This is a genomic window from Bradyrhizobium sp. BR14999 (assembly GCF_056106085.1).
The window spans coordinates 1,134,095-1,155,796 of the sequence record NZ_CM148536.1 but is presented as its reverse complement, the minus strand read 5'-3'; the positions used below and the strand labels follow the sequence as shown (position 1 = coordinate 1,155,796).

Genomic DNA, 21,702 nt, shown 5'->3' with positions numbered 1-21,702 from the left:
GCGCGCAGCATTCACCTCCATCAACGGCCGAGCCGCGCATCGCGCGGCAACGGCTTCGCACGCCCTGATGAAAGACAAATCCATGTCCGCACCCGCGCCTCTCTGGACGACGTTTCTTCGCTTCCTCGCACCCTTGATGCTGAGCAACGCGCTGCAATCGCTGTTCGGCACCGTCAGCAACGTCTATCTCGGCCAGATGATCGGCATCGACGCGCTCGCCGCGGTCTCGGCCTTCTTCCCGGTGATGTTCTTCCTGTTCGCCTTCGTCATGGGACTCAGCACCGGCGCCACCGTGCTGATCGGCCAAGCCTTTGGCGCGGGCGAGCACGGCCGGATCAAGCTCGTCGTCGGCACGACGCTCGCGATCGGCCTAACGCTTTCGGCAACGGTTGCACTCGCTGGCGGGATCTTCAGCCGGCAATTGATGGTCATGCTCGCGACGCCCCCTGATATCCTCGACCAGGCCAGCGCCTATGCCCGCATCATGCTGCTGACCATGCCGCTTGGCTTCGTCTTCCTGCTGATGACGGCGATGATCCGCGGCGTCGGCGACACCGTGACGCCGCTCCTCGCGCTGGCGCTGTCGACCGCGATCGCCCTGATCCTGACGCCGCTGCTGATCCGCGGCGCCTTCGGATTGCCGGCGGCGGGCATCACCAGTCCGGCATGGTCAGCTGCGATTGCCAACGCGCTGACGCTGATCGTGCTGGCCGTCTATCTGCTCCGGAACAAGCACGCGCTGGCACCGGACGCTGCACTGCTGCGTCATCTGCGGCTCAACGGCGCCGTGCTCGGAAAAATCCTCGGCATTGGACTGCCGAGCGCGATTGGCATGGTGGTGATGGCGATTGCCGAGCTGGTGCTGCTTGGGCTCGTCAACGGCTTCGGCTCAAACGCCACGGCCGCGTACGGCGCCGTCAATCAGGTGATGGGCTACACCCAGTTCACGGCGATGTCGATTTCGATCGCGGTCTCGATCCTCGGTGCGCAGGCGATCGGCGGCGGCGACAGGGCGCGGCTCGACGGCATCGTGCGCACCGGCCTTGCGTTCAACCTCGTGCTGACCGGCGGGCTGGTGGCGCTGATCTATCTCGTACCGCGCGCCGTGCTCGGCATCTTCATCACCGACGGCGCCGTGCTCGATCTGGCGAAGGAACTGCTTTACATCGCCTTGTGGAGCTCGGTGCCGTTTGGCCTCGCCACGGTGTTTTCCGGCGCCATGCGCGCCGCCGGCGTCGCCTTGACGCCGATGCTGCTGGCGATCTTCGCCATTGTCGCGATCGAGTTGCCGTCTGCAGTGATCCTGAGCCGCACGATCGGCGTTAAGGGCGTATGGGCCGCCTATCCGATCGTGTTCTGCGCCATGCTCGTTTTGCAGATGGGCTATTACCTCGTGGTGTGGCGCAAGCAAACGATCCGGCGTCTGATCTGACGGAATCATCAAGGTATTATGATCATCATTAAACGGTGGACCTGTGGCGCAGCCTACGCCAAAATGGATGAAAATCGCCGCCAAGGAGATCGAATTTGACCCGCACAGCCCCGCAATTCCTGTTCGATTTCGGCAGCCCGAACGCCTATCTCAGCCATCTGGCGATCCCGGCGATCGAGCAACGCATCGGCGTCAAGTTCGAATATGTGCCGATCCTGCTCGGCGGCATCTTCAAGGCGACCAACAACAAGTCGCCGGCCGAGACGCTCGCCGGCATCAAGAACAAGCGCGAATTCCACGCGATCGAGACCGAGCGCTTCATCAAGCGCTTCAAGGTGCAGCCCTACGTCATGAATCCGTTCTTCCCTGTCAACACGCTGAGCCTGATGCGTGCGGCGATCGCGGCGCAGCTCGAGGGTGTGTTCGAGGCCTATGTCGAGGCGGCGTTCCACCACATGTGGCGCGAGCCGAAGAAGATGGACGATCCCGAGATCGCCGCGAAGGCGCTGGCGTCATCCGGCCTCGATGCGCAAAAGCTGTTCGCCCGCGCGCAGGAACCCGAGGTGAAAGGCAGACTGATCAAAAACACCGAGGAGGCGGTGGCGCGCGGCGCGTTCGGCTCGCCGACCTTCTTCGTCGGCAACGAGATGTTCTTCGGCAAGGAGCAGCTGCGCGAGGTCGAGGAGATGGTGCTGGGGAAGTGATTTCCGTATTGCTTTGAAAGCTGGCAAGCTCCTCGCGTCGTCCTGGCGTTCGTCAGGACGACGGCAAAGAAGAAACAACAAGGACAATCCTCATGCGTATCCTCGTGGTCGGCGCCGGCGCCATCGGCGGCTATTTTGGTGGCAGGCTGTTGCAGGCCGGCCGCGACGTCACCTTCCTAGTCCGGCCGCGCCGCGCCAGCGAGCTCGCGAGCGCCGGCCTCGTTATCAAGAGCCCGAATGGCGATGTGACGCTGAAGGACCCGCCGACCGTGCAAGCGGACAAGCTCGCGGAAAAATTCGACGTCGTGCTGCTCAGTTGCAAGGCGTTCGACCTCGACGACGCCATCAAGTCGTTCGCGGCCGCCGTCGGGCCGAACACCGCGATCATCCCCATGCTCAACGGCATGAAGCATCTCGACGTCCTCGACCAGAAATTCGGCGCCGGGCGGGTGCTGGGCGGGCTCTGCGCCATCGCCGCGACGCTGAACGAGAAGCGCGAGGTGGTGCAGCTGCAGCCGATGCAATCGATCAATTACGGCGAGCGCGACGGCAAGCTGTCGGACCGCGTCAAGGCGATCGACGAGGCCTTCAGGAGCGGCATCAATGGCGCCTCCGCCAGCCAGAACATCATGCAGGACATGTGGGAGAAGTGGGTGTTCCTCTCGACGCTCGCGGCATCCACCAGCCTGATGCGCACCTCCGTCGGCAACATCCTCGCCGCCCCGGGCGGCAGGGACTTTCTGCTCGGCATGTTGGACGAGACCAGCGCGATCGCCTCTGCGTCGGGCTACGCACCGGGCGGACCATTCTTCGAACGCGTGAAGGGCAATTTGACCACCGAGGGCTCGCCGATGACGGCATCCATGTTCCGCGACATCAAGGCGGGCCTGCCGGTCGAAGCCGATCACGTCATCGGCGATCTCATCGCACGCGGCGATGCTGCCAAGGTGCCGGTGCCGAAGCTGCGCATCGCCTATACGCATCTGAAGGCGTATGAGAAGCAGCTGGCGGGGTAGGGGCAGCAGCTACACTCTCAGCTGTCGTCCCGGACAAGCGCAGCGAAGCGGAGCGCAGATCCGGGACCCATAACCACAGGACGTGATTGTGGGCAGGCTGGTCACCACGAGTCTTCGCCAAATACAATCCTGTGGTTATGGGTCCCGGATCTACGCGCGCTTGAGGCGCGCTTGTCCGGGACGACAGTGGAGATTGCGGCGACGCCCAGCGCTATTTGAAATACGCCAGATAGTGCGAGACGGCGGTGATTTCCTCATCGCTCATGTGATAGGCGACATCGGCCATGGCGGCGACGCCGCCGCCGACGCGCTGGCCCGCTTTATAGTCGTGCAGCGCCTTGACCAGATATTCCTCGCGTTGACCCGCGAGCCGCGCCACAGCCTTGGTACCAGCATAGCTGTCCGTATGGCATGAGGCGCAGCGGCGGCCGGCAGCCACCTGCGCCCCCTTTTTCGACAGGTCCGGATTCCCGTCCTCCGGTCCCTTCGGCGGCGCCAGCTGCGAGAAATAGGCGCCGAAATTGCGGATGTCCTCGTTGTTGATCTCCTCGACGATCGGCTGCATCTGCTCGTTCTTGCGCGAGCCGGCGCGGAAGAACACCAGCTGCCATTGCAGGAATTGATCGGGCTGACCGGCCAGCGAGGGAATGTTCTCGGTCTGCGAGATGCCGTTCTCGCCGTGGCAGCCGGCGCAGGCAGCCGCCTTCTCCTTGATCGCGGAATCATCGGCGGCGCTTACGGAAAGGGCGCCGAGCGTCAGGAGCGCAACCGCGCTGATTGCGTGCGAGATGAACTTCCGGCGCATGATGGGAATTCCGATCTGTCAAGTTCGTCATTCTGGGGCACGAGCTATGATGCGCAATTGCGCATCGGATAATCCATAACCCCCGCTCGTGGGTATGGGTTCCGGACTTGCGCGCAAGTCGCGCGCAATCCGGAACGACGGCATGGGACTTTGAGAATGAAAGAGGCTGCGACCGTCGCCCGGTCGCAGCCTTCCCGTTACGTCGCGCTACTTCTTGATGTAACTGATGCGGTAGATCGCACCGGCCCAGTCGTCGGCGACGAGGATCGAGCCGTCCTTGGCGAGAATGATGTCGGCGGGACGGCCGAGATAGCCCTGGTCACCCTCGAGCCAGCCGGAGGCGAAGATCTCCTGCTTGGGGTTCTTGCCGTCGGGCCCGACGATCACGCGCACGATGCGCGCGCCCTGATACTTGTGGCGATTCCAGGAGCCGTGCTCGGCGATCAGGATGTTGTTCTTGTACTCGGCGGGGAATTGGTCGCCGGTATAGAACTTCATGCCGAGCGGAGCGACATGCGCGCCGAGATTCAGCACCGGCGGCGTGAACTCCGAGCACTTGTGGCCCATCGCGAACTTGTCGTCGGGCAGATTGCCCTGGTGGCAATAGGGATAGCCGAAATGCTCGCCGATCTTGTTGATCATGTTCAGCTTGTCTGACGGCAGATCGTCGCTGATCCAGTCGCGGGCATTCTCGGTGAACCAGTACTTGCCGGTGCGCGGATCGACGTCGCCGCCGACGGAGTTGCGGACGCCGAGCGCCCAGATCTCGGCATTGCCGGTCTTGGGATCGACGCGCCGGATCTGCGCGACGCTGGTCGGCGGCATGCCGATATTGAAGGGCGGCCCGAACGGCAGGAAGAACCAGCCATCCTTGTCGACCGAGATGTATTTCCAGCCATGCGCGGCATAGGACGGCATGTCGTCGTAGACGACCTTGCCGTCGCCGAGCTTGTCGAGATTGGCTTCGGCGTCGTCGTAGCGGATCAGCTTGTCGACGGCGATGACGTAGAGCGCGCCATCCTTGAAGGCGAGACCGGTGGGCATGTTCAGCCCCTTGAGGACGGTCTTGACCTCCTTCTTTCCGTTGTTGTCCTTGATGGCATAGACGTTGCCGAGGCCGAACGAGCCGACGAACAGCGTGCCCTTGTCGCCCCAGGCCATTTGCCGCGCGGCGAGCACGCCGGGCGCGTAGACCTCGATCTTGAAGCCCGGCGGCAGCTTGATCTTCTTCATCATCGCCGCGAGCTCGGCCTCCGACGCGCCGGTCGGCGGACCTGAGGGCGGTGCGAGGCCCTTCTGCGCCTCGGTCTCGTCGCCGAGGAACCAGTCGTCTGGCGGATGGGTCCAGAACTCCTTGGTGCCGGATTCGTATTTCTTCAGCGCCCGGTTCTTGTCCTGCTGTTGCGCATTGCCAGCGCTGGTCCCCGCGAGAAGGGCAACCGCTGCAAGCGCCAGAACGGATTGAAAGACGGATTTATGGAATTTCATCGCGTCACTCCCCTAAGGCAGCCGTCAGGGCTGCACGTTATTTTATTTTGCTAGTCGAGAGGCGAAGTTTTGGGTCGGTCAGGACGACAGACGCAAAAAGGTTAGCACATCTGCGAACGGTGAGAAGCGCGCCGCGTGCACCGCGATTGCGCTCCGAGAAAATTGAGACGGAACGTCAATGCGCAGCGAACGGCGCGGCGACAACGCTCTCGCTGCAGCGCGGAATCAAGTTGGCGCGCGGATCGTTTGCAGGCGGCTCGAGGGGTGGGATCAACAAAAAATGCGAAAACAACCCCATGCACAGTAGAACGGCTCAGGCCGGGTTGTTCTCGGTGACACCGGACAGACATTTGAAGCGTCGAGCAAAATAGCAATCGCGACGCTTACGAGACGACGGGATAGGGTCCGTCGTCGAACACCGTGTCATGATAGCCTTTCGACCCGATCTCGCGCGCCAGCGCGCTGCGAAAATCGCGGTCACCATGCAGGCTGCGCAGCACATGCGCGAAGTCGAATTCGGGCCGCCAGCCCAGCTCGCGCCGCGCGCGTTCGTTGACATAGACGCGATCGATCTCAGGGAAGAGGCGCCAGCCGCGCGCCGCATACAGCTGCACACATTCCGGATAGAGCTCGCGCACGACATTGGCGGCATCGCGCGCGAGCGCGGCGAGATGGCGTTGCTCGAACGGGCTCGTGGCCGAGACGATGTAGCGGGCATACCCAATTCTGGGCGCGCGCTCGGCGGCGAGCAGGTGGGCGCTCACCGCATCCGCGATATCCAGCCGGCGATAGAGCAGCTCGTTGGCCTGCGCGTTCTCGGTTGTGTAAGCCAACCGCATCGCCGGATCGTCATCGGCTTCCGGAAAGAAGCGCGAGGTCCGCAAGATGACGACCGGCAGGGTACGCTCGCGAAAGAACAGCTCGCAGAGGTTCTCGGCCATCAGCTTGGTCGTGCCGTAGATGTTCTTCGGCACCGGCGGCAGGTCCTCGCTGACCCAGACGACAGCCTGTCCCGCCTCCGGCCTGAGCTGCGAGCCGAACGCGCTGGTGGTGCTGGTGAAGACAAAACTCTTCACGCCGGCGGCCGCGGCCGCCTCGAGCAGATTGAGCGTGCCGGTGACGTTGGTGTCGACGAAATCCTGCTTGCCGTGGGTCGCCACATGCGGCTTGTGCAGCGTCGCAGTGTGGATCACCGTGGTGACGCCCGCCATCTGGCGCCGGACGAAGCCTGGGTCGACGATCGAGCCGACGGCATCGGTGAAGGGCGATGGCTTCAGATCGATCCCGCGCGCAGGTGAGCGGCGCGCCCGGAGTGTCCGCAGGATGGCCTCCCCGAGGTGACCTGCGCTGCCCGTGACCAGAATTGTCATGTGAGACCCCATACAGCCGCCAGTGGCGTGGAAAACCACGGCCCGACCCGGTTTGGCTGGATGCTCTGGGAAAAATTGGAGCGGGCGAAGGGGCTCGAACCCTCGACCCCGACCTTGGCAAGGTCGTGCTCTACCACTGAGCTACACCCGCATCCTGTGTCGGTCGCGTGACGCGCCGGCAACGGCTGTCGTATGCCAAAAGCGGGAGGGGAATGCAACAGCTACCGGCGGCATAGATTCGCAATCGGAGGCCCCATATGGACCCTGAATGCGACCAAATCGCCCGAAACTGCCCCGGAACCGGCGAATCGGCCGCAATGGATTGAAATTCGGCCGTCCCGGCCCAATTTAGGAGCCGACGACGCGCATCTACATCGACGACGTGCTAAACAGCCGCCATTCCAGACATGACGAGGGGATCCCGTGACGATCATCGACCAGGGTAACGGAGCGGCGGGCCCGGCCGCCGCCGATCTGATCAAGGACACCACCACCCAGACCTTCGTGAAGGACGTCATCGAGGAATCGAAGCGCCAGCCGGTGCTGATCGATTTCTGGGCGGAGTGGTGCGGCCCGTGCAAGCAGCTCACCCCGGTCCTGGAAAAGGCGGTCAAGGCGGCCAAGGGTAAGGTCAAGCTGGTCAAGATGAACATCGACCAGCACCCGGCGATTCCGGGCCAGATGGGCATCCAGTCGATCCCGGCCGTGATCGCCTTCGTCAACGGCCAGCCGGCCGACGGCTTCATGGGCGCGGTACCGGAGAGCCAGCTCAACGCCTTCATCGAAAAGCTGACCAAGGGCATGACCGCGCCGGGCGAGGTCAACGTCGCCGAGATCGTGCAGGAGGCCGAGGCCGTGCTCGCCGAGGGCGACACGGCTGCGGCCGCGCAGATCTATGCCGAGGCGCTCCAGCATGATTCGACCAACATCGCGGCGCTTGCGGGCCTTGCGAAGTGTTACGCGGTGTCCGGCGCGATGGAGCAGGCCAAGCAGACGCTGGCCATGGTGCCGGAATCCAAGCGCAACGATCCCGCTGTGAAAGCCGTGCAGACCACGATCGACCTCGCCGAGCAGGCGGAAGCGCTGGGGCCGGTGGCCGAGCTGGAACAGAAAGTCGCCGCAAACCCGCTCGATCATCAGGCACGATTCGATCTCGCCACCGCGCTCAACGCGCAAGGCAACCGCGCGGCCGCCACCGAGCAGTTGCTCGAGATCATCAAGCGCGACCGCAAGTGGAACGACGACGGCGCCCGCAAGCAGCTGGTGCAGTTCTTCGAGGCCTGGGGCGGCACGGATGATGCAACCGTCGAGGGACGCAAGCGTTTGTCGACGATCCTGTTTTCGTAGGACGTGCTGGCAACGCCAGGGGGACCGGGCAGATGCCGATCAACATCGAATATCGCGGGCCCGCCGACCTTCCGGAGATCATTCCGGTATTTCCGCTGCCGGGCGCGCTGCTGCTGCCCCGCGGCCAGATGCCGCTGAACATCTTCGAGCCGCGTTACCTTTCGATGGTCGACGATGCCTTCCGCGACGGCCATCGTCTGATCGGCATGATCCAGCCCGATGTGGCGCACTCGCCGAAGGATTCCGACAAGCCGGCGCTATTCCGCGTCGGCTGCGTCGGCCGCATCACCCAGCTCGCAGAATCCGGCGATGGCCGCTACATCCTCGAGCTCACCGGCGTCTCGCGCTTCAAGGTGGTCGAGGAGCTCGACGTGCTGACCGCCTACCGGCAGTGCAAGGTGGATTTCTTCGCCTTCATCGACGATTTCACCGCGCGCATGGGCGAGGACCAGGTCGATCGCGAAGCGCTGCTGGCGGTGCTGGCGGACTTCCTGAAGGCCAACAACCTCAAGGTCGATTGGGAGGGCGTCGAGAGCGCCCCCAACGAGGCGCTGGTCAACGCGCTGGCAATGATGTCGCCCTATGGACCCGCTGAGAAGCAGGCCATGCTAGAGGCGCCCGACTTGAAGACCCGCGCCGAGATCCTGATCGCGGTCACCGAGATGGACCTCGCCAAGAAGCGCACCAGCGGCGATCCACCGCTGCAGTGACGGCCTGAATCCTCACGCAGCGCGGATGGCCGCTCCGGAACCTTCCCGCAGCATTGTAGCGACGTCGGATGCAGGCATCGGCCGGCTGAAATAGTAGCCTTGCGTTTCGGCGCACCCCTCTTCGCGGAGGATATCCAGCTGCGCCTTCGTTTCGACGCCTTCGGCGGTCGTCGTCTTGCCGAGGCTGACGGCGAAACGAACCACTGCTCGCGCGAGATGGTGCGCCTCTGCCCTCGCGCTGGATAGTTCGCCCACAAAACTGCGGTCGATCTTGACCTTGTCGAACGGGAATCTTTGCAGAAAGCTCAGCGATGAATAACCAGTGCCGAAATCGTCCAGGGCGATTCGCACGCCGAGCTCGCGCAGCTGAGCGAGGACTGCAAAAACAGCTTCGCTGTCATGCATGATCACGGTCTCGGTGACCTCGAGCTCGAGCCTGTGCGGCGCAATTCCTGAACTCGCCAGCGCGCCGACAACGACCGGAACAAGCTCCGTGCTCCTGAATTGAGCGGGAGACAGGTTGACTGCGATCCTGACATAGGCAGGCCATTTGGCAGCTTCCGCGCAGGCGGTCCGCAAGACCCATTCTCCCAGCGGCACGATCAAGCCGGTTTCCTCCGCAAGCGGAATGAATTCGCTCGGCAGGACCAGGCCTCGCTGCGGGTGATGCCAACGTAGCAAGGCCTCGAAGCCGATGGTCTTGCCGGTGGCAGTGCTGACGAACGGCTGGTAGTGAAGCTCGAATTGACGGCCGGCAAGCGCATCCCGCATGTCGCGCTCCAGATTGCGTCGCGCATGCATGAGCTCGTCGAGCTCCGGCTCGAAGAAACGGAATGCACCACGTCCGCCACTCTTGGCCGAGTAGAGCGCGAGATCCGCACTCTTCATGATCACGTCGGAATCATTGCCATCGCGCGGCGCGATGGCAATGCCGATGCTGGTGCCCACCGTGACCCGGTGATCGCCGAGATCGAAGGGTTCGCAAAGCGCCTTTCTGATGTTCTCGGCAAGAGCGGCGGCCTCCAGGGCCGGGTTGGTCACGTAGTCGATCACCGCGAACTCGTCGCCGCCCAGTCGGGCAATCAACGCGGTTTCCGTGGTGCATTCGCGCAGACGCGCAGCGACGGCGCGCAGCAGGGAATCGCCCGCCGGATGTCCAAGCGTGTCGTTGACTTCCTTGAAGCGATCGAGGTCGAGCATGAGCACGGCCAGATCGAGGCCGCCGTTGCGCGTAACCGCAATGGCATGCTCCATCCGTTCCCTGAGCAGCACGCGATTTGGCAGATCGGTCAGCGCGTCGTGCTGCGCCATATGTGTGATCTTGGCCTCGGACCGGCGTTGCTCGGTCACATCGAGATGCGTGGCCACCCATCCGCCACCGGCCATCGGCTGCCGCGTCACGCGGATCAGCCGACCATCCGCAAACTCGTCGATCCTGCTCGAGACTGCATCGAACGGCAGGGCCGCCAATTTCGAGATGAATTGCTCGGCAGCACCCTCGCTGGAATCGCCCTTGAGGATTCCCTTCACAATACGATGCCTGATGATGTCGGTGTGCAATGTCCCCGTCCGCAGCAGTTCCGGCGGCAACCGATACAGTCGGGCATAACGCTCGTTGCAGACGACAAGCCGCTTTTCGGCATCGAACATGCAAAGGCCCTCGACCATGTGGTTGATCGCCGTGTCCAGCCGGACCGTCTGGTCCTGTAGTTCCTGCTGCGAGTCTTCGAGCTGCTGCCGGGCGTCCGAAAGCTGGCTGATGATCTCCTCGAACTTGGCGGTTCTGCTTGCCAGGCGACGATCGGCCAGCACGCCGATCAGGCTCATGCCCAGCACAGATAGCGCCACACCGGCGATAGCAAGCGCGAGCACAGCCGGAGAAAGCGACAGGGCGCCCGTCGCACGCGTTGGATCCGGCGTGATCTGCACGGCGCCCATGGCCGTGAAGTGGTGCGATACGATGGCGAGTGTCAGCAGGACCGCCGCTGCGAGCGTACCCCGGTAGTTCTGATACCTGATCGCGACGGCCAGGGCGGCATAGCCGAGGCACATGCCCAGAATGATCGAGACGAAGACGAGGTCCAGCGACCAGGCGACGCGACCCGGCACTTCGAGTGCCCACATTCCGAGATAATGCATGCTGGCAATGCCGCCGCCGATGATGACGCCGCCGGCCGCCGCGCGCCACCGGCCGGAATCGCCGACCGCAACGCCGAAGCCCCCCGAGGTCAGAAGCATTGCCGTCGCAAGCGAAAGTGCCGTCAGCACGATTCCGTAGCCGGTCGTAACGCCGGGCTCGTAGGCGAGCATGGCGACGAAATGCGTCGCCCAGATTCCGTATCCGATGGCGGCGCCGGCAATCGCGATCCAGATCAGCCGCGTTCTTGCGCGCGCCGCGATCGCACGATGGAAGATACTGACTGCAACAATGCTCGCGACGAAGCAGACCAGGCCAGCAAGCACGACGAGCCGGAAATCATGCTCGACGGTAAGGCAAGACAAAACGCGGAACATCCAATATCGCTCCATCGCCAATAGTGTCGATGGTGGTCGGGCTAAACGTCGTTCGCGTTAATTTTGTGCAACGCCTGATTGCATGCTTACCAACGCGTTAATGCTTCGGGCGCAATTCGATTTTGCCGCGCATTGCGCATGTCTTACCGCAATCGCGCCCAAGCTGAGGGAACAACGCTTGCAACGACCGGCAACGTAATCCTAGAGGCGATTGCGAATGTGCTTGCGTCCGGTGAACATCGCGCGGATCAGGTTCTCGCGCTGGAGAATCCCCATCAGCAGCACGCCGAGCACGTGCAGCACGACCAGGACGATGACCGCGTCCGACGAATAGTGGTGGGTATCCTCGACCCACCAGACGCCGAAAAAGGTGACGGTCACCGACATCGCGCCCGTGATCGTCGACACCGCCAGCGAGACCAGCAGCGCCACCAGCATCAAGGTGCCGGCGGGGTTGAGCCCGATATAGCGACCCGTGATGCCGCGGCGCAGATTCCAGAGATAGTGTGGTGCGGCGCGCAGCCTGACGCCGACCATCCGGAAGCGCGAATAGCGGCTTCCCATCAAGCCCCAGAGCAGACGAAAGACGAGGAGGCCGATGACCGCATAGCCGACGATGCGGTGAAGGCCGTGATAGACGGTCGGCGTGAACCACGCCATCAGAACTGAGATCGCAAGAAGCCAGTGCCAGAGGCGCAGCGGGAGATCCCAGACCGCGACCGTCCGCGAAACGATTCGATTCGCGGGGGTCCTGTCGGACGCCCCGCGCGTTTGTCGCGCCGCTTCTTCCATCAAGCCCGTTTCGCTTTGGGGCTCACTTGCCGCAGTTTACTTGCTCAGCTTACTTGGCAATCGTGTGCTTCAGGCTGAGGTCTTCGGGGCTGTAGAACAGCTCGTAGAGCTTGCCTTCCTTGACGCCGTAGACCTCATAGCACGAGCCTTCGATCTTGGAGCGCCGCACCTCGTAGCCCAGCGCCTTGGCCTTGGCTTCGGCTTCGCTGGCCGGCTTCCACGACGCCTTGTCGAGCTTGGTGCAGTCCTTGAAACCGTCGGCCATGGCCGCCGATCCCATACCAATCCCGATCGTCAGCGCAATGGCAACAACACGAATGACCTTCACGAACGTCTCCTTCTCTGTGCGCTGTGTGCTCAGCGCGAAGCGCAGCCGAAGGAAGCAAAGGTGAAGGTGAAGTCAATCCGGTTCGGGGGTGACCAATCTTAGATTCATTCTAACGGTCGTCAAAAGATCAGCGCTCTCCGTATGCGGCGCGCGCATTTGAAGCGCCGCTGCGGCCTTACGCCTCACGGGCCGGATGAACTGCTGGCCTCGCCAGTTGCGCTAGGCCGCGCTCCGCATTCCCGGATCGTTGCGCTGCAGCCAGTCCGTCCAGCGGAGACGTCCGCGCACACCCTGGCTGACGACAAAGCCCATGCCACGCGCCTTCGCCTCGGACAGGCCGATCGGCAGGATTTTCCGATGCAGTCTCCTTGCATCCTGGTATTGGCGGGCGAACGCAACGAGATCGAGATCTTCGGGGCCGCCGATCTCCGCACGCACGCCGCGCTGCCCGTCGAACGCGCAAGTCAGAACGTGATCGGCGACATCCGACGTATCGACAGGATTGAACAGCGTCGTTGGCACCGGCCACACCGGAAGCCAGGCGAGGCTCGAGAGCAACCTGTCGAGCAGGTAATAGAACGGCATCGCGCGAACGATGGACCAGGACAGAGCTGACGCACGCACCAGCCGTTCGCCGGCGAGCTTGACCCGCGCGTAGGGCAGGGTCGCCTGGTCGAGACCGACGATCGAGACATGCAGGACGTGCTGCACCTCGGCGTCCCCGCAGAGCGACAGCAGCCGCTCCGTTCCCTCGACGTCCACGGCGGAGGGCGATCTGAAGAAATCGATCGGACGAATGCCGCCGCGCCGCGCGATCGGCGAACAGGTCGCCGCATTGATGACCGTATCGACGTCATGCAGCGCTTCCCGCAACCCTGCGCCTGTGGCGAGATCGCCTGCAGCCCACTCGACGCCCGATCGCATGCCCGGCGATCGCGCAAACACCCGGACGCGACGTCCGTCGCGAACCAGGCGATCGACGATATCCCTGCCGAGATGACCTGTGCCTCCGGTGACGAGTGTCAGCGCCATGCGAGGCTCCGTCTCGGTGCGCGATGTTCGAGATTGCTCCTGACCGCTTCGACATGATTGACGGAGCCGAGCAACGCCGCCTGTTCGGCGGTCTCCGCGGCGAGACCGACCGCCGCGTCGCAAGTTGCGGACAGGTTGAGCAGTCGCTTGGCGGCACGGATCGCACCGGGGCTGCGGCCCGCAATGTCACGCGCCGTTACCAGCGCGGCGGCCACGGGGTCATCGACGAGTCGCGTCGCAAAGCCATAGGCAAGCGCTTCGTCGGCCGAAAAAACGCGCCCGGTATAGGTCAGCTCACGCACCACATCCTCGCGCGCGAGATGACGCATCAATTGCGTGCCGCACATATCAGGCACCAGCCCCCATTTCGTCTCGATGACCGCGAGCTTCGTATCGGGTGCGAGATAGCGCATGTCGGCACCGAGCGCGAGCTGGAAGCCGCCGCCGAAGGCAACGCCGTGCACCGCTGCAACCACGGGCACCGGCAGCTCGCGCCAGAGCCAGACGAGGCGCTGGGCATAGTTCGCGATGCCGTGGGTTCGCCGCGTCAGGTCCACGGACGGGAGCAACGGTTCGCCCTTCGCCGTGGCGAGAAGGCGGTCCAGATCGAGGCCTGCGCAGAATGCGCGCCCTTCGCCGGAGAGAACGACGGCGCGGATGTCCTTGCGCGCACCAAGCTGCGTGCCGACCTCGATGACCGCCTTGAACATCGCGGGGTCGAGCGCATTCATCTTGTCCGGACGGTTCAGCCGAACATGGGCCACGGCATCGTCGATGGTCAGACGGACACGATCGGTCATCGTGTTTCTCCTTTGGCCTGCATCGGCAGGTTCAGTATCCGGCGACCGCCAGCGCGACCACGGTGGCGAGAGCCTTCCAGCCAAAGCCGCGGCCGCGCGACCACCAGGCGTTGGCGACGGCCGCAAAGCCGTAGACGGCGACGATCGTCGCCACGATCCAGTGCCGCGCGCTGTCCGATCCCAACATTGGTGCCGCAAGCAGGAGCACGCCGCCGCCGATCCAGGCTACCGTACCGGCCTGCCAGACCAACCGGATCAGCGTGCGCAGGCTTTCCGGGGCGATGGTCGCTTTGGCGAACACCTTGGTTTCGCCCAGCACGCCATGGATCAGGGCGACCACGATTCCGGCGGCGCCGGCACATTGCAGCAGCAGATCACGCATCGGCGGACTCTCGCCTATTTCGTCCATACAACACTGTATGGAAAGGTAGGCGCTGGCCTGCCGCCCGTCAATACACTAGTGTATGGTCAGACCCTGGGAACCCGACATGACCGAACAGCTCTCCGCCGACGACTGGATCAAGGGGGGGCTCAAGGCGCTCGCCAGAAGCGGTTTTACGGCGCTGAAAGCCGATCCGCTCGCCAAGGCCATGGGCGTGTCGCGCGGCAGCTTCTATTGGCATTTCGCCGATCTCGCAGCATTCCAGGCCGCCGTGCTGAAGCGCTGGCGCGAGATCGCGGCGGAGCAGATCATTGCCGACGTCGAGGCCGCCAGCGACGAGCCATTGAAGGCGTTGCTGCGCAGGTCGTTCGGCGCGCGGCTCGACCTCGAACGCGCGGTACGCAATTGGGCGGCCTTCGATGCGGCGGCGCAAGGGGCAGTGCGCGCGATCGACCACCGCAGGCTCGACTATATCGAAGGGCTGCTGGAAAAACGCGGGCTCACCCCGGCAACCGCGCAGGCCCGGGCCCAGATCCTGTACTGGACATTTCTCGGCTTTGCCCTGTCGGGCACGCCGGTGCCGGCAGCACGGCTCCAGGCCCTGCTCGACGAGGTCTTAACGATGGTCTCCGCGTAGATTCTTATTTTGACGCGTTTTCGTTCCGCGAACCGGTACCCACTTCGCTGGAAAACGCTTTGGCAGCCGCGATGGGCGGATGCGAATTTCTGTGCTAGAGGCAGCCGACTGCCGGAGACCATCAATGAACGCGCCCACCGAACGTCCCGAAGCCAGCGTCGATCCGAAACTGCTGGAGATTCTGGTCTGCCCGCTGACCAAGGGCCCGCTGGAGTTCGACGCCGCGCGGCAGGAGCTGATCTCGCGCAGCGCCAAGCTCGCTTATCCGATCCGCGACGGCATCCCGATCATGCTGCCGGAAGAGGCGCGCAAGATCGATTGACGTTTTGTAGCCCGTTCGTCCTTTGGAGCGATGCCCACGCCACACCCTGTCGTCCCGGCGAAAGCCGGGACCCATAACCACAGGGAGAGGTTTGGCGCGATGCTGGTAACCCCGAGCCTTCGCAAAACGATTGCTGCGGCGTATGGGTCCCGGATCTGCGCGCGCTTGAGAGCGCGCTTGTCCGGGACGACGAGGAGAGAGCGGGGCGCGAGCGCTCTTGAAACGTCTGCCTACAGCGCCTCGCCCTTCAACAAGCGCGGCACTTCACCAGTCAAACCAGCCGCCTGGCGGATGAAGAGATTCTTCAGCGGCGGAGCGCGGTCGACGAGGCCGAGGCCGATGTCGCGCACCGTGCGCAGCAGCGTCGACTGGTTGGAGAACAGGAAGTTCAGCGAGTTGGTGGCAACGCCCATCGCCATGGTGTCGAACCGGCGCCAGCGCTGGTAACGGTCCAGCACGTCGGCGCCGCCGAGATCCATGCCGAGCCGTGCGGCATCGACGACGACCTCGGCCAGCGCGGCGACATCCTTCAGTCCCATGTTGAGGCCCTGGCCCGCGATCGGATGGATGACATGGGCGGCATCGCCGACCAGCGCCAGGCGCTCGGCGATGAAGGAGCGCGCGACGAAATAGGACAGTGGGAATGCGCGCGGCTTGTCGAGCGCCTTGACCTCGCCGAGATGCAAGCCAAAGCGCTGCTCGAGTTCAGCGTGGAACTCCTCGTCACTGAGCGCGATGATGCGCGCGGCCTCGCTGCGGCGCTCGGTCCACACCAGCGACGACCGCTTACCGGATAGCGGCAGAATCGCGAATGGGCCGGCGGGCAGAAAGTGCTCTTCGGCGCGGCCCTCGTGATCGCGCTCGTGGCCGACGGTAACGACGATGCCGGACTGATCGTACTCCCAGCCGTGGGTGGCGATGCCGGCGCGCTCACGCAGCTTGGATCTGGCGCCATCGGCGGCGACCAGCAGGCTCGCCGCGATCACGCTGCCATCGCCGAGCGTCACGTCGATGCCCTCGGAACGCGCGTCGTAGGACGCGACAGTGGTGGCGCGGAGATCGATGCCCTCGGCCTCGGCGCGCCCCACCAGCGCATCGATCAGGCGGCGGTTCTCGACCATATGGGCGAAGGGCTCGCCCGGCGCGACATCGCCGGCGAAATTCAGGAACACCGGGCGCGTAGCGTCCTCCAGCTTGGAATCGGTGACGACCATATCCAGGATCGGCTGCGCCTCGCCCCGGACATCGTCCCAGGCGTCGATCGCCTCGAACAGGCGGCGGCAGGCGGCCACGATCGCGGTGGCGCGCGGGTCGCGGCTCGGACGCATGCTGAGCGTGGGATCGGCGACGATGACGGGAATCTCGGGCCCGAGCCCCTGGCGCAGCGCCAGCGCCAGCGCCAGCCCTGCAAACGCGCCGCCGCCAATGACAATGCTACCCTGTACCGACATACCCGACTTTCCCGGCCAATTCCTGGACTTGCTAGCAGACTTGAGGTGGGCGAAACAGTGCGGTGAAACAAGGGCGGAACGGCCCGAATGTCATTCCGGAGCTTCAATCCGGAAATGACGGCAAGAAAGCTCACGCATGTCCAAAAGCCTGATCGACCTCATTTCGATCCTCGACCTCGAACAGCTCGAGGTGAACCTGTTCCGCGGCAACAGCCCAAAGACGAGCTGGCAGCGGGTGTTCGGCGGCCAGGTGATCGGGCAGGCGATGGTGGCGGCCTGCCGCACCGTCGAGGGCCGGCTGCCGCATTCGCTGCATTGCTATTTCATCCTGCCGGGCGACCCGCAGATCCCGATCATCTACCAGGTCGAGCGCCTGCGCGACGGCAAGAGCTATTCGACGCGCCGCGTCACCGCGATCCAGCACGGCAATGCGATCTTCTCGATCATGGTGTCGTTCCACGCCGAGGAGGAGAGCGCGTTCGACCATCAGGACAAGATGCCGGACGTCCCGCCACCGGAAAAGCTCACGGCGGAGGAGGTGGCGAAGCAGCCGATGTTCAAGGAGATGCCGGAGTTCATCCGCCGCTACTACGAATCCGATCGTCCGATCGAGCTGCGCCCGGTCGAGCTCGGTCGTTATTTCGGCCAGAAGATCGACGACGGCCGCATTCACGTCTGGATCAAGACCGCCGCGAAGCTGCCGGACGATCCGGCGCTGCACATGTGCGCGCTCGCCTACGCCTCGGACTTCTCGCTGCTGGACGCGATCATGGCCCGCTATGGACGCACGCTGTTCGACAAGCGCATGATGCCGGCGAGCCTCGACCATGCCATGTGGTTTCACCGCCCGTTCCGCGCCGACGAATGGCTGCTCTACGCCCAGGATTCGCCGAGCGCACAAGGCGGCCGCGGCTTGACCCGCGGCTCGATCTTCAAGCCCGACGGCACGCTGGTCGCCTCCGTCGCGCAGGAAGGCTCCGTGCGCGAGCGGAGGGCGTGATCGCTTAGAGCGAGCCGCGCGGAGCGAGTTCGGTCTGCGACGCAAACCAATTCATGATCCAGCGATACACCCACGGGATCGGGATGATGAAGCTGCACAGGATCGCGGCCACGATTCCGCGCCACAAGATCTCAAGTCCGCTGCCCTTGAACACGATTTCGCGCCGTGTGCCTTCGACGCTGCGGCAGAACCAGCGCATCTGCGCCGCGGCGACCCAGGCCCAGCCGATGATGGTGATGATCGAGATCGCGAACAGCAGGCTCCAGCCGATATAGGCCCAGATCGAGCCGGTGAAGCTCAGGCCCAGCGGCTGCCCGTTGGAGGCGAGGTTCGCGACCATCCATTTGATCAGCAGCCAGTAGAGGACGATCTGCACGATGAACAGCAGGTTGCTGAGCAGCTGGCTTCCGATGAAGGAGATGGCGATCGCCAGGACGATGAAGCCGAAATACCAGGGCACCAACGTCATCGCATTGCCGGTGAAGCTGAGATTCGGACGACCCGGGACCTTCACGCAGGACACGATCCATTGCGTGTACCAGACGAACACCCACGGCGCCGGCAGGACGAAGATCATTCCGATCAGCAAGACGATGCTGCGCCAGGTGAACTCGAGGATGCCAAAATCGACCGCCAGCGATCCTCCACCTACGCCACCATAGCCGCCGGCGCTGGCGCTGGCATACGCACCGGCACCCATCATCGGCGGGCCGCCGGCCGGCATCATCGGCGGCGCGCCGCCGCCTCCGATCAAGCCGGGGATTTCGGCGGCCTTCTGCCAGCCGGCCATGCCTTCGGTCCAGACCAGCGTGTCCGGGCGCACGACGCCTTGGGCGATGAGATCGCGAAATTGCCCCTCCGGAAAGGGCCCCTGCTGCTTGCCCTCGGATGCGTAGAACCAACTCGCCATGTAGCGTCCCCCCAAAATACTTATGTACCGCCCGGGACCGGCAGGTTCACCCGATCCATGCCGAAAATGCATTGTGAAGGATGGACGGCTGCCCTGTACAGAGGCGGCCGTTCACATGGCCAAACTGTTTTTCCGCTTCAATCTGCAACTTTTTTGTGCCATTTGCCCGGAAAGATGCCAGATTGACGCAGCGCCGGGGACATACGGCGCGGCGCATCCCGGGGAATAGGCCTGCCATGAAACTCGTCGTCGCGATCATCAAACCCTTCAAGCTCGATGAGGTCCGCCAGGCCCTGACGGCGATCGGCGTCCACGGCATGACCGTGACCGAGGTGAAGGGCTATGGCCGCCAGAAGGGCCACACCGAGATTTATCGCGGCGCCGAATATGTCGTGAACTTCCTGCCCAAGCTACGCATCGAGATCGCGGTCGCGTCCGACGTTGCCGACAAGGCGGTCAGCGTGATCACCGCGACCGCGCGCACCGGCCAGATCGGCGACGGCAAGATCTTCGTCACGCCGATCGACCACGCGCTGCGTATCCGCACCGGCGAAACCGACAGCGACGCGCTCTGATCTAATCTAATACGTCTTCTTCGATTGCACCGGGCAACGACGCCACAGCGTGCGACGTCAGTTAATGCCGGGGGGAACGACATGGCGGGATATTTGCGCCGCGCAGCTGCTATGGCTGCGCTGATCGGATTTATTGCCTCGCCCGCGTACGCCGCGGGCGCCGAGATCAACACCGCCGACACTGCCTGGATGATCGTCGCCACCGCGCTGGTGCTGATGATGACGATCCCCGGACTTGCGCTGTTCTACTCCGGCATGGTGCGCAAGAAGAACGTGCTTGCCACCATGGCGCAGAGCCTCGCCGCGGTGACGCTGATTTCGATTCTCTGGGTCGCGTTCGGCTATTCGCTGTGCTTCGTCGGCGACGGCCCGTGGATCGGCACGCTCGACCGCTGGTTCCTCGCGGGCATGACCATGGACAGCGTCAACCCGGCGGCCAAGACGATCCCGGAATCGCTGTTCATGCTGTACCAGATGACGTTTGCGATCATCACGGTGGCGCTGGTCGCAGGCTCGGTCGCCGATCGCATGCGGTTCTCCGCCTATCTCTTGTTCTCCGTCGCCTGGTTCATCTTCGTCTACATTCCGCTGGCGCATTGGGTGTGGGGCGGCGGTTTCCTCGCCAGCACGGGCGTTTTGGATTTCGCCGGCGGCCTCGTGGTGCATTTGTCCGCCGGCACCGGCGGCCTCGTCGCCGCGAAGGTGATGGGGCGCCGTCACGGCTACGGCACCGAGAATCTTTCGCCGTTCGATCTCTCGCTCGCGGTGATGGGCACCGGCCTGTTGTGGGTCGGCTGGTTCGGCTTCAACGGCGGCTCGGCCGGCGCGGCCAATTCGCGCGCGGTGATGGCGATCATTGCAACGCATCTCGCCGCTTGCGCCGGCGCCCTGACATGGGGCGCGATCGAATGGTCGACGCGGCGCAAGCCCTCGGTGCTCGGCATGATCTCCGGCGCGGTCGCAGGCCTCGGCACCATCACACCGGCCTCCGGGTTCGTGGCGCCCTGGCATGGCATCGTCATCGGCATCATTGCCGGTGCGGTTTGCTACTGGGCCTGCACATGGCTGAAGCACCGCTTTAACTATGACGATTCGCTCGACGTGTTCGGCGTCCACGGCGTCGGCGGCCTGACCGGCACCCTGCTCGGCGGCGTGTTCGCAACCAGCGCCATCGGCGGCACCGCCGGCCTGATCGAGGGCCACCCGCAGCAAGTGTTGATCCAGCTCTATGGCGTCGCCGTCACCTTCGTGTGGTCGGCAGGGGTGAGCTTCGTCCTGCTCAAGCTGGTCGGCCTGTTCGTGCCCTTGCGCGTATCCCGTGAGCACGAACTCGAGGGGCTCGACATCTCGCAGCATGGCGAGGCGCTTCAGTAACAGGGGCTTGTGCAACACATAAGTACATGCTTATGTGTTGTTATGATCGAAGCCGACATCTTCAAGGCGCTGGCCGACCCGACGCGCCGCAAGGTCTTTGAAAAGCTCGCTGGCGGAAGCCTGAATGCCAGCGCCTTGCGCGACGGATTGGAGATCAGCCAACCTGCGATGTCGCAGCATCTTTCGGTGCTGCGCGCGGCAGGCCTCGTGCGCGAACAGCGGCAGGGCCGCTTTGTGAATTACGAAGTCGACCCGGACGGAATTGTCGCCATCGGGGCATGGCTTGCGCGCTACCGCGCCTATTGGCCGAAGCGCATGGAAGCACTCGCTGACCTCCTGAAGGACATGGATCAATGAGCGACACCGTCAAGCCTGATCGTCCCGACGAAGCCCTCGTGCTCGAATATGATTTCGATGCACCGCCGGCAAAAGTCTGGCGCGCCGTGACCATTCCTGCATTGCGCGAGCGCTGGCTGCCGGATTGCGACCTTGCCGGCGCCGAGCCGGAATCAACGATCGCAGGTGAAGAGGTGCGCTACCGGCTTCGCGATTCCAAACCGCCATTTCGCGAGAGCCACGTCATCTTCCGGATCGAGCCGAACGAAGACGGCGGCACCCGCTTTCGCATTATCCAGCAAGCCTGCGACGAGCGAACAAGGCTGCCGCAGCCGGCCAATAGCAATTGCTGCCTGATGCGCGCGGCGGCCTAGCAA

23 protein-coding genes and 1 tRNA gene are annotated in these 21,702 nt (G+C 63.9%); 12 read left to right on the top strand and 12 right to left on the bottom strand.

Features of this window, described 5'->3' with window-relative positions; translation table 11 throughout:
• Positions 1-82: 82 nt before the first annotated feature.
• The 3 genes from ACR9YP_RS05440 to panE all read left to right on the top strand — a co-directional run bounded on the left by ACR9YP_RS05440 (position 83) and on the right by panE (position 3,152).
• The gene (locus ACR9YP_RS05440) at positions 83-1,432 is read left to right on the top strand and encodes an MATE family efflux transporter (RefSeq protein WP_438103675.1); all 1,350 of its coding nucleotides are present in this window, start codon (positions 83-85) and stop codon (positions 1,430-1,432) included.
• Between the two features lie 95 nt (positions 1,433-1,527).
• The gene (locus ACR9YP_RS05435) at positions 1,528-2,136 is read left to right on the top strand and encodes a 2-hydroxychromene-2-carboxylate isomerase (protein ID WP_438103676.1); all 609 of its coding nucleotides are present in this window, start codon (positions 1,528-1,530) and stop codon (positions 2,134-2,136) included.
• A gap of 92 nt (positions 2,137-2,228) precedes the next feature.
• On the top strand, positions 2,229-3,152 hold the full coding sequence (panE, locus tag ACR9YP_RS05430; RefSeq protein ID WP_438103677.1) for a 2-dehydropantoate 2-reductase: 924 nt from the start codon (positions 2,229-2,231) through the stop codon (positions 3,150-3,152).
• Between the two features lie 211 nt (positions 3,153-3,363).
• On the opposite strand, the gene ACR9YP_RS05425 is transcribed toward panE, so the two are convergent.
• The 4 genes from ACR9YP_RS05425 to ACR9YP_RS05410 form a co-directional block, all read right to left on the bottom strand.
• Positions 3,364-3,957, bottom strand: a complete 594-nt coding sequence (locus ACR9YP_RS05425; RefSeq protein WP_438103678.1) for a c-type cytochrome — start codon at positions 3,955-3,957, stop codon at positions 3,364-3,366.
• Between the two features lie 207 nt (positions 3,958-4,164).
• Positions 4,165-5,445, bottom strand: a complete 1,281-nt coding sequence (locus ACR9YP_RS05420; RefSeq protein ID WP_438103679.1) for a PQQ-dependent sugar dehydrogenase — start codon at positions 5,443-5,445, stop codon at positions 4,165-4,167.
• 383 nt (positions 5,446-5,828) lie between these two features.
• On the bottom strand, positions 5,829-6,815 hold the full coding sequence (locus ACR9YP_RS05415; RefSeq protein WP_438103680.1) for an NAD-dependent epimerase/dehydratase family protein: 987 nt from the start codon (positions 6,813-6,815) through the stop codon (positions 5,829-5,831).
• Positions 6,816-6,891: 76 nt separating this feature from the next.
• Positions 6,892-6,966 (bottom strand) — tRNA-Gly (locus tag ACR9YP_RS05410).
• A 272-nt stretch (positions 6,967-7,238) separates the two neighbouring features.
• On the opposite strand from ACR9YP_RS05410, the gene trxA reads away from it, so the two are divergent.
• Positions 7,239-8,162, top strand: a complete 924-nt coding sequence (trxA, locus tag ACR9YP_RS05405; protein ID WP_438103681.1) for a thioredoxin — start codon at positions 7,239-7,241, stop codon at positions 8,160-8,162.
• A 32-nt stretch (positions 8,163-8,194) separates the two neighbouring features.
• Positions 8,195-8,872 (top strand): LON peptidase substrate-binding domain-containing protein, encoded by a 678-nt coding sequence (locus ACR9YP_RS05400; RefSeq protein WP_474219156.1) that lies wholly within the window; start codon positions 8,195-8,197, stop codon positions 8,870-8,872.
• Between the two features lie 12 nt (positions 8,873-8,884).
• Here the strand turns inward: ACR9YP_RS05400 and ACR9YP_RS05395 are convergent, their stop codons facing one another.
• The 6 genes from ACR9YP_RS05395 to ACR9YP_RS05370 form a co-directional block, all read right to left on the bottom strand.
• Positions 8,885-11,386 (bottom strand): EAL domain-containing protein, encoded by a 2,502-nt coding sequence (locus ACR9YP_RS05395; RefSeq protein WP_438103682.1) that lies wholly within the window; start codon positions 11,384-11,386, stop codon positions 8,885-8,887.
• Between the two features lie 201 nt (positions 11,387-11,587).
• Positions 11,588-12,178 carry a cytochrome b/b6 domain-containing protein gene (locus tag ACR9YP_RS05390; RefSeq protein ID WP_370989098.1) on the bottom strand — a complete coding sequence of 197 codons (591 nt, stop codon included), beginning with the start codon at positions 12,176-12,178 and terminating at the stop codon, positions 11,588-11,590.
• A 49-nt stretch (positions 12,179-12,227) separates the two neighbouring features.
• Positions 12,228-12,506, bottom strand: a complete 279-nt coding sequence (locus tag ACR9YP_RS05385) for a PepSY domain-containing protein (protein ID WP_091882699.1) — start codon at positions 12,504-12,506, stop codon at positions 12,228-12,230.
• A 219-nt stretch (positions 12,507-12,725) separates the two neighbouring features.
• Positions 12,726-13,538: an SDR family oxidoreductase gene (locus ACR9YP_RS05380; protein ID WP_438103683.1), complete on the bottom strand. Its 813-nt coding sequence runs from the start codon at positions 13,536-13,538 to the stop codon at positions 12,726-12,728.
• A complete protein-coding gene (locus ACR9YP_RS05375; RefSeq protein ID WP_474219153.1) occupies positions 13,529-14,338 on the bottom strand; it encodes a crotonase/enoyl-CoA hydratase family protein in 810 nt (269 codons plus the stop codon). Before ACR9YP_RS05375 ends, ACR9YP_RS05380 begins: the two co-directional genes overlap by 10 nt.
• Positions 14,339-14,369: 31 nt before the next feature.
• On the bottom strand, positions 14,370-14,720 hold the full coding sequence (locus tag ACR9YP_RS05370) for a hypothetical protein (protein ID WP_474219152.1): 351 nt from the start codon (positions 14,718-14,720) through the stop codon (positions 14,370-14,372).
• A 106-nt stretch (positions 14,721-14,826) separates the two neighbouring features.
• On the opposite strand from ACR9YP_RS05370, the gene ACR9YP_RS05365 reads away from it, so the two are divergent.
• Both ACR9YP_RS05365 and ACR9YP_RS05360 read left to right on the top strand, forming a co-directional pair.
• The gene (locus ACR9YP_RS05365; protein ID WP_474219150.1) at positions 14,827-15,357 is read left to right on the top strand and encodes a TetR/AcrR family transcriptional regulator; all 531 of its coding nucleotides are present in this window, start codon (positions 14,827-14,829) and stop codon (positions 15,355-15,357) included.
• Between the two features lie 124 nt (positions 15,358-15,481).
• Positions 15,482-15,679 (top strand): Trm112 family protein, encoded by a 198-nt coding sequence (locus ACR9YP_RS05360; protein WP_028133418.1) that lies wholly within the window; start codon positions 15,482-15,484, stop codon positions 15,677-15,679.
• A gap of 230 nt (positions 15,680-15,909) precedes the next feature.
• On the opposite strand, the gene ACR9YP_RS05355 is transcribed toward ACR9YP_RS05360, so the two are convergent.
• Complete coding sequence (locus tag ACR9YP_RS05355) at positions 15,910-17,130, bottom strand: ubiquinone biosynthesis hydroxylase (RefSeq protein ID WP_438103686.1); 1,221 nt, start codon at positions 17,128-17,130, stop codon at positions 15,910-15,912.
• A 136-nt stretch (positions 17,131-17,266) separates the two neighbouring features.
• Here ACR9YP_RS05355 and tesB point away from each other — a divergent pair, with 136 nt between their 5' ends.
• Complete coding sequence (gene tesB, locus ACR9YP_RS05350) at positions 17,267-18,130, top strand: acyl-CoA thioesterase II (protein ID WP_438103687.1); 864 nt, start codon at positions 17,267-17,269, stop codon at positions 18,128-18,130.
• A 4-nt stretch (positions 18,131-18,134) separates the two neighbouring features.
• On the opposite strand, the gene ACR9YP_RS05345 is transcribed toward tesB, so the two are convergent.
• Positions 18,135-19,040, bottom strand: coding sequence for a DUF4339 domain-containing protein (locus ACR9YP_RS05345; RefSeq protein ID WP_438103688.1), 906 nt, complete (start codon positions 19,038-19,040; stop codon positions 18,135-18,137).
• Between the two features lie 236 nt (positions 19,041-19,276).
• Between ACR9YP_RS05345 and ACR9YP_RS05340 the strand changes: the two genes are divergently transcribed.
• The 4 genes from ACR9YP_RS05340 (at position 19,277) to ACR9YP_RS05325 (ending at position 21,699) form a co-directional block, all read left to right on the top strand.
• Entirely contained in the window at positions 19,277-19,615 is a 339-nt protein-coding gene (locus ACR9YP_RS05340) for a P-II family nitrogen regulator (RefSeq protein ID WP_028176997.1), read from the top strand.
• 81 nt (positions 19,616-19,696) lie between these two features.
• The gene (locus ACR9YP_RS05335; RefSeq protein WP_438103689.1) at positions 19,697-20,989 is read left to right on the top strand and encodes an ammonium transporter; all 1,293 of its coding nucleotides are present in this window, start codon (positions 19,697-19,699) and stop codon (positions 20,987-20,989) included.
• A 42-nt stretch (positions 20,990-21,031) separates the two neighbouring features.
• Entirely contained in the window at positions 21,032-21,346 is a 315-nt protein-coding gene (locus tag ACR9YP_RS05330; protein WP_018646000.1) for an ArsR/SmtB family transcription factor, read from the top strand.
• Positions 21,343-21,699, top strand: coding sequence for an SRPBCC family protein (locus tag ACR9YP_RS05325; RefSeq protein ID WP_128944575.1), 357 nt, complete (start codon positions 21,343-21,345; stop codon positions 21,697-21,699). Before ACR9YP_RS05330 ends, ACR9YP_RS05325 begins: the two co-directional genes overlap by 4 nt.
• The last annotated feature ends 3 nt before the right edge of the window (positions 21,700-21,702 follow it).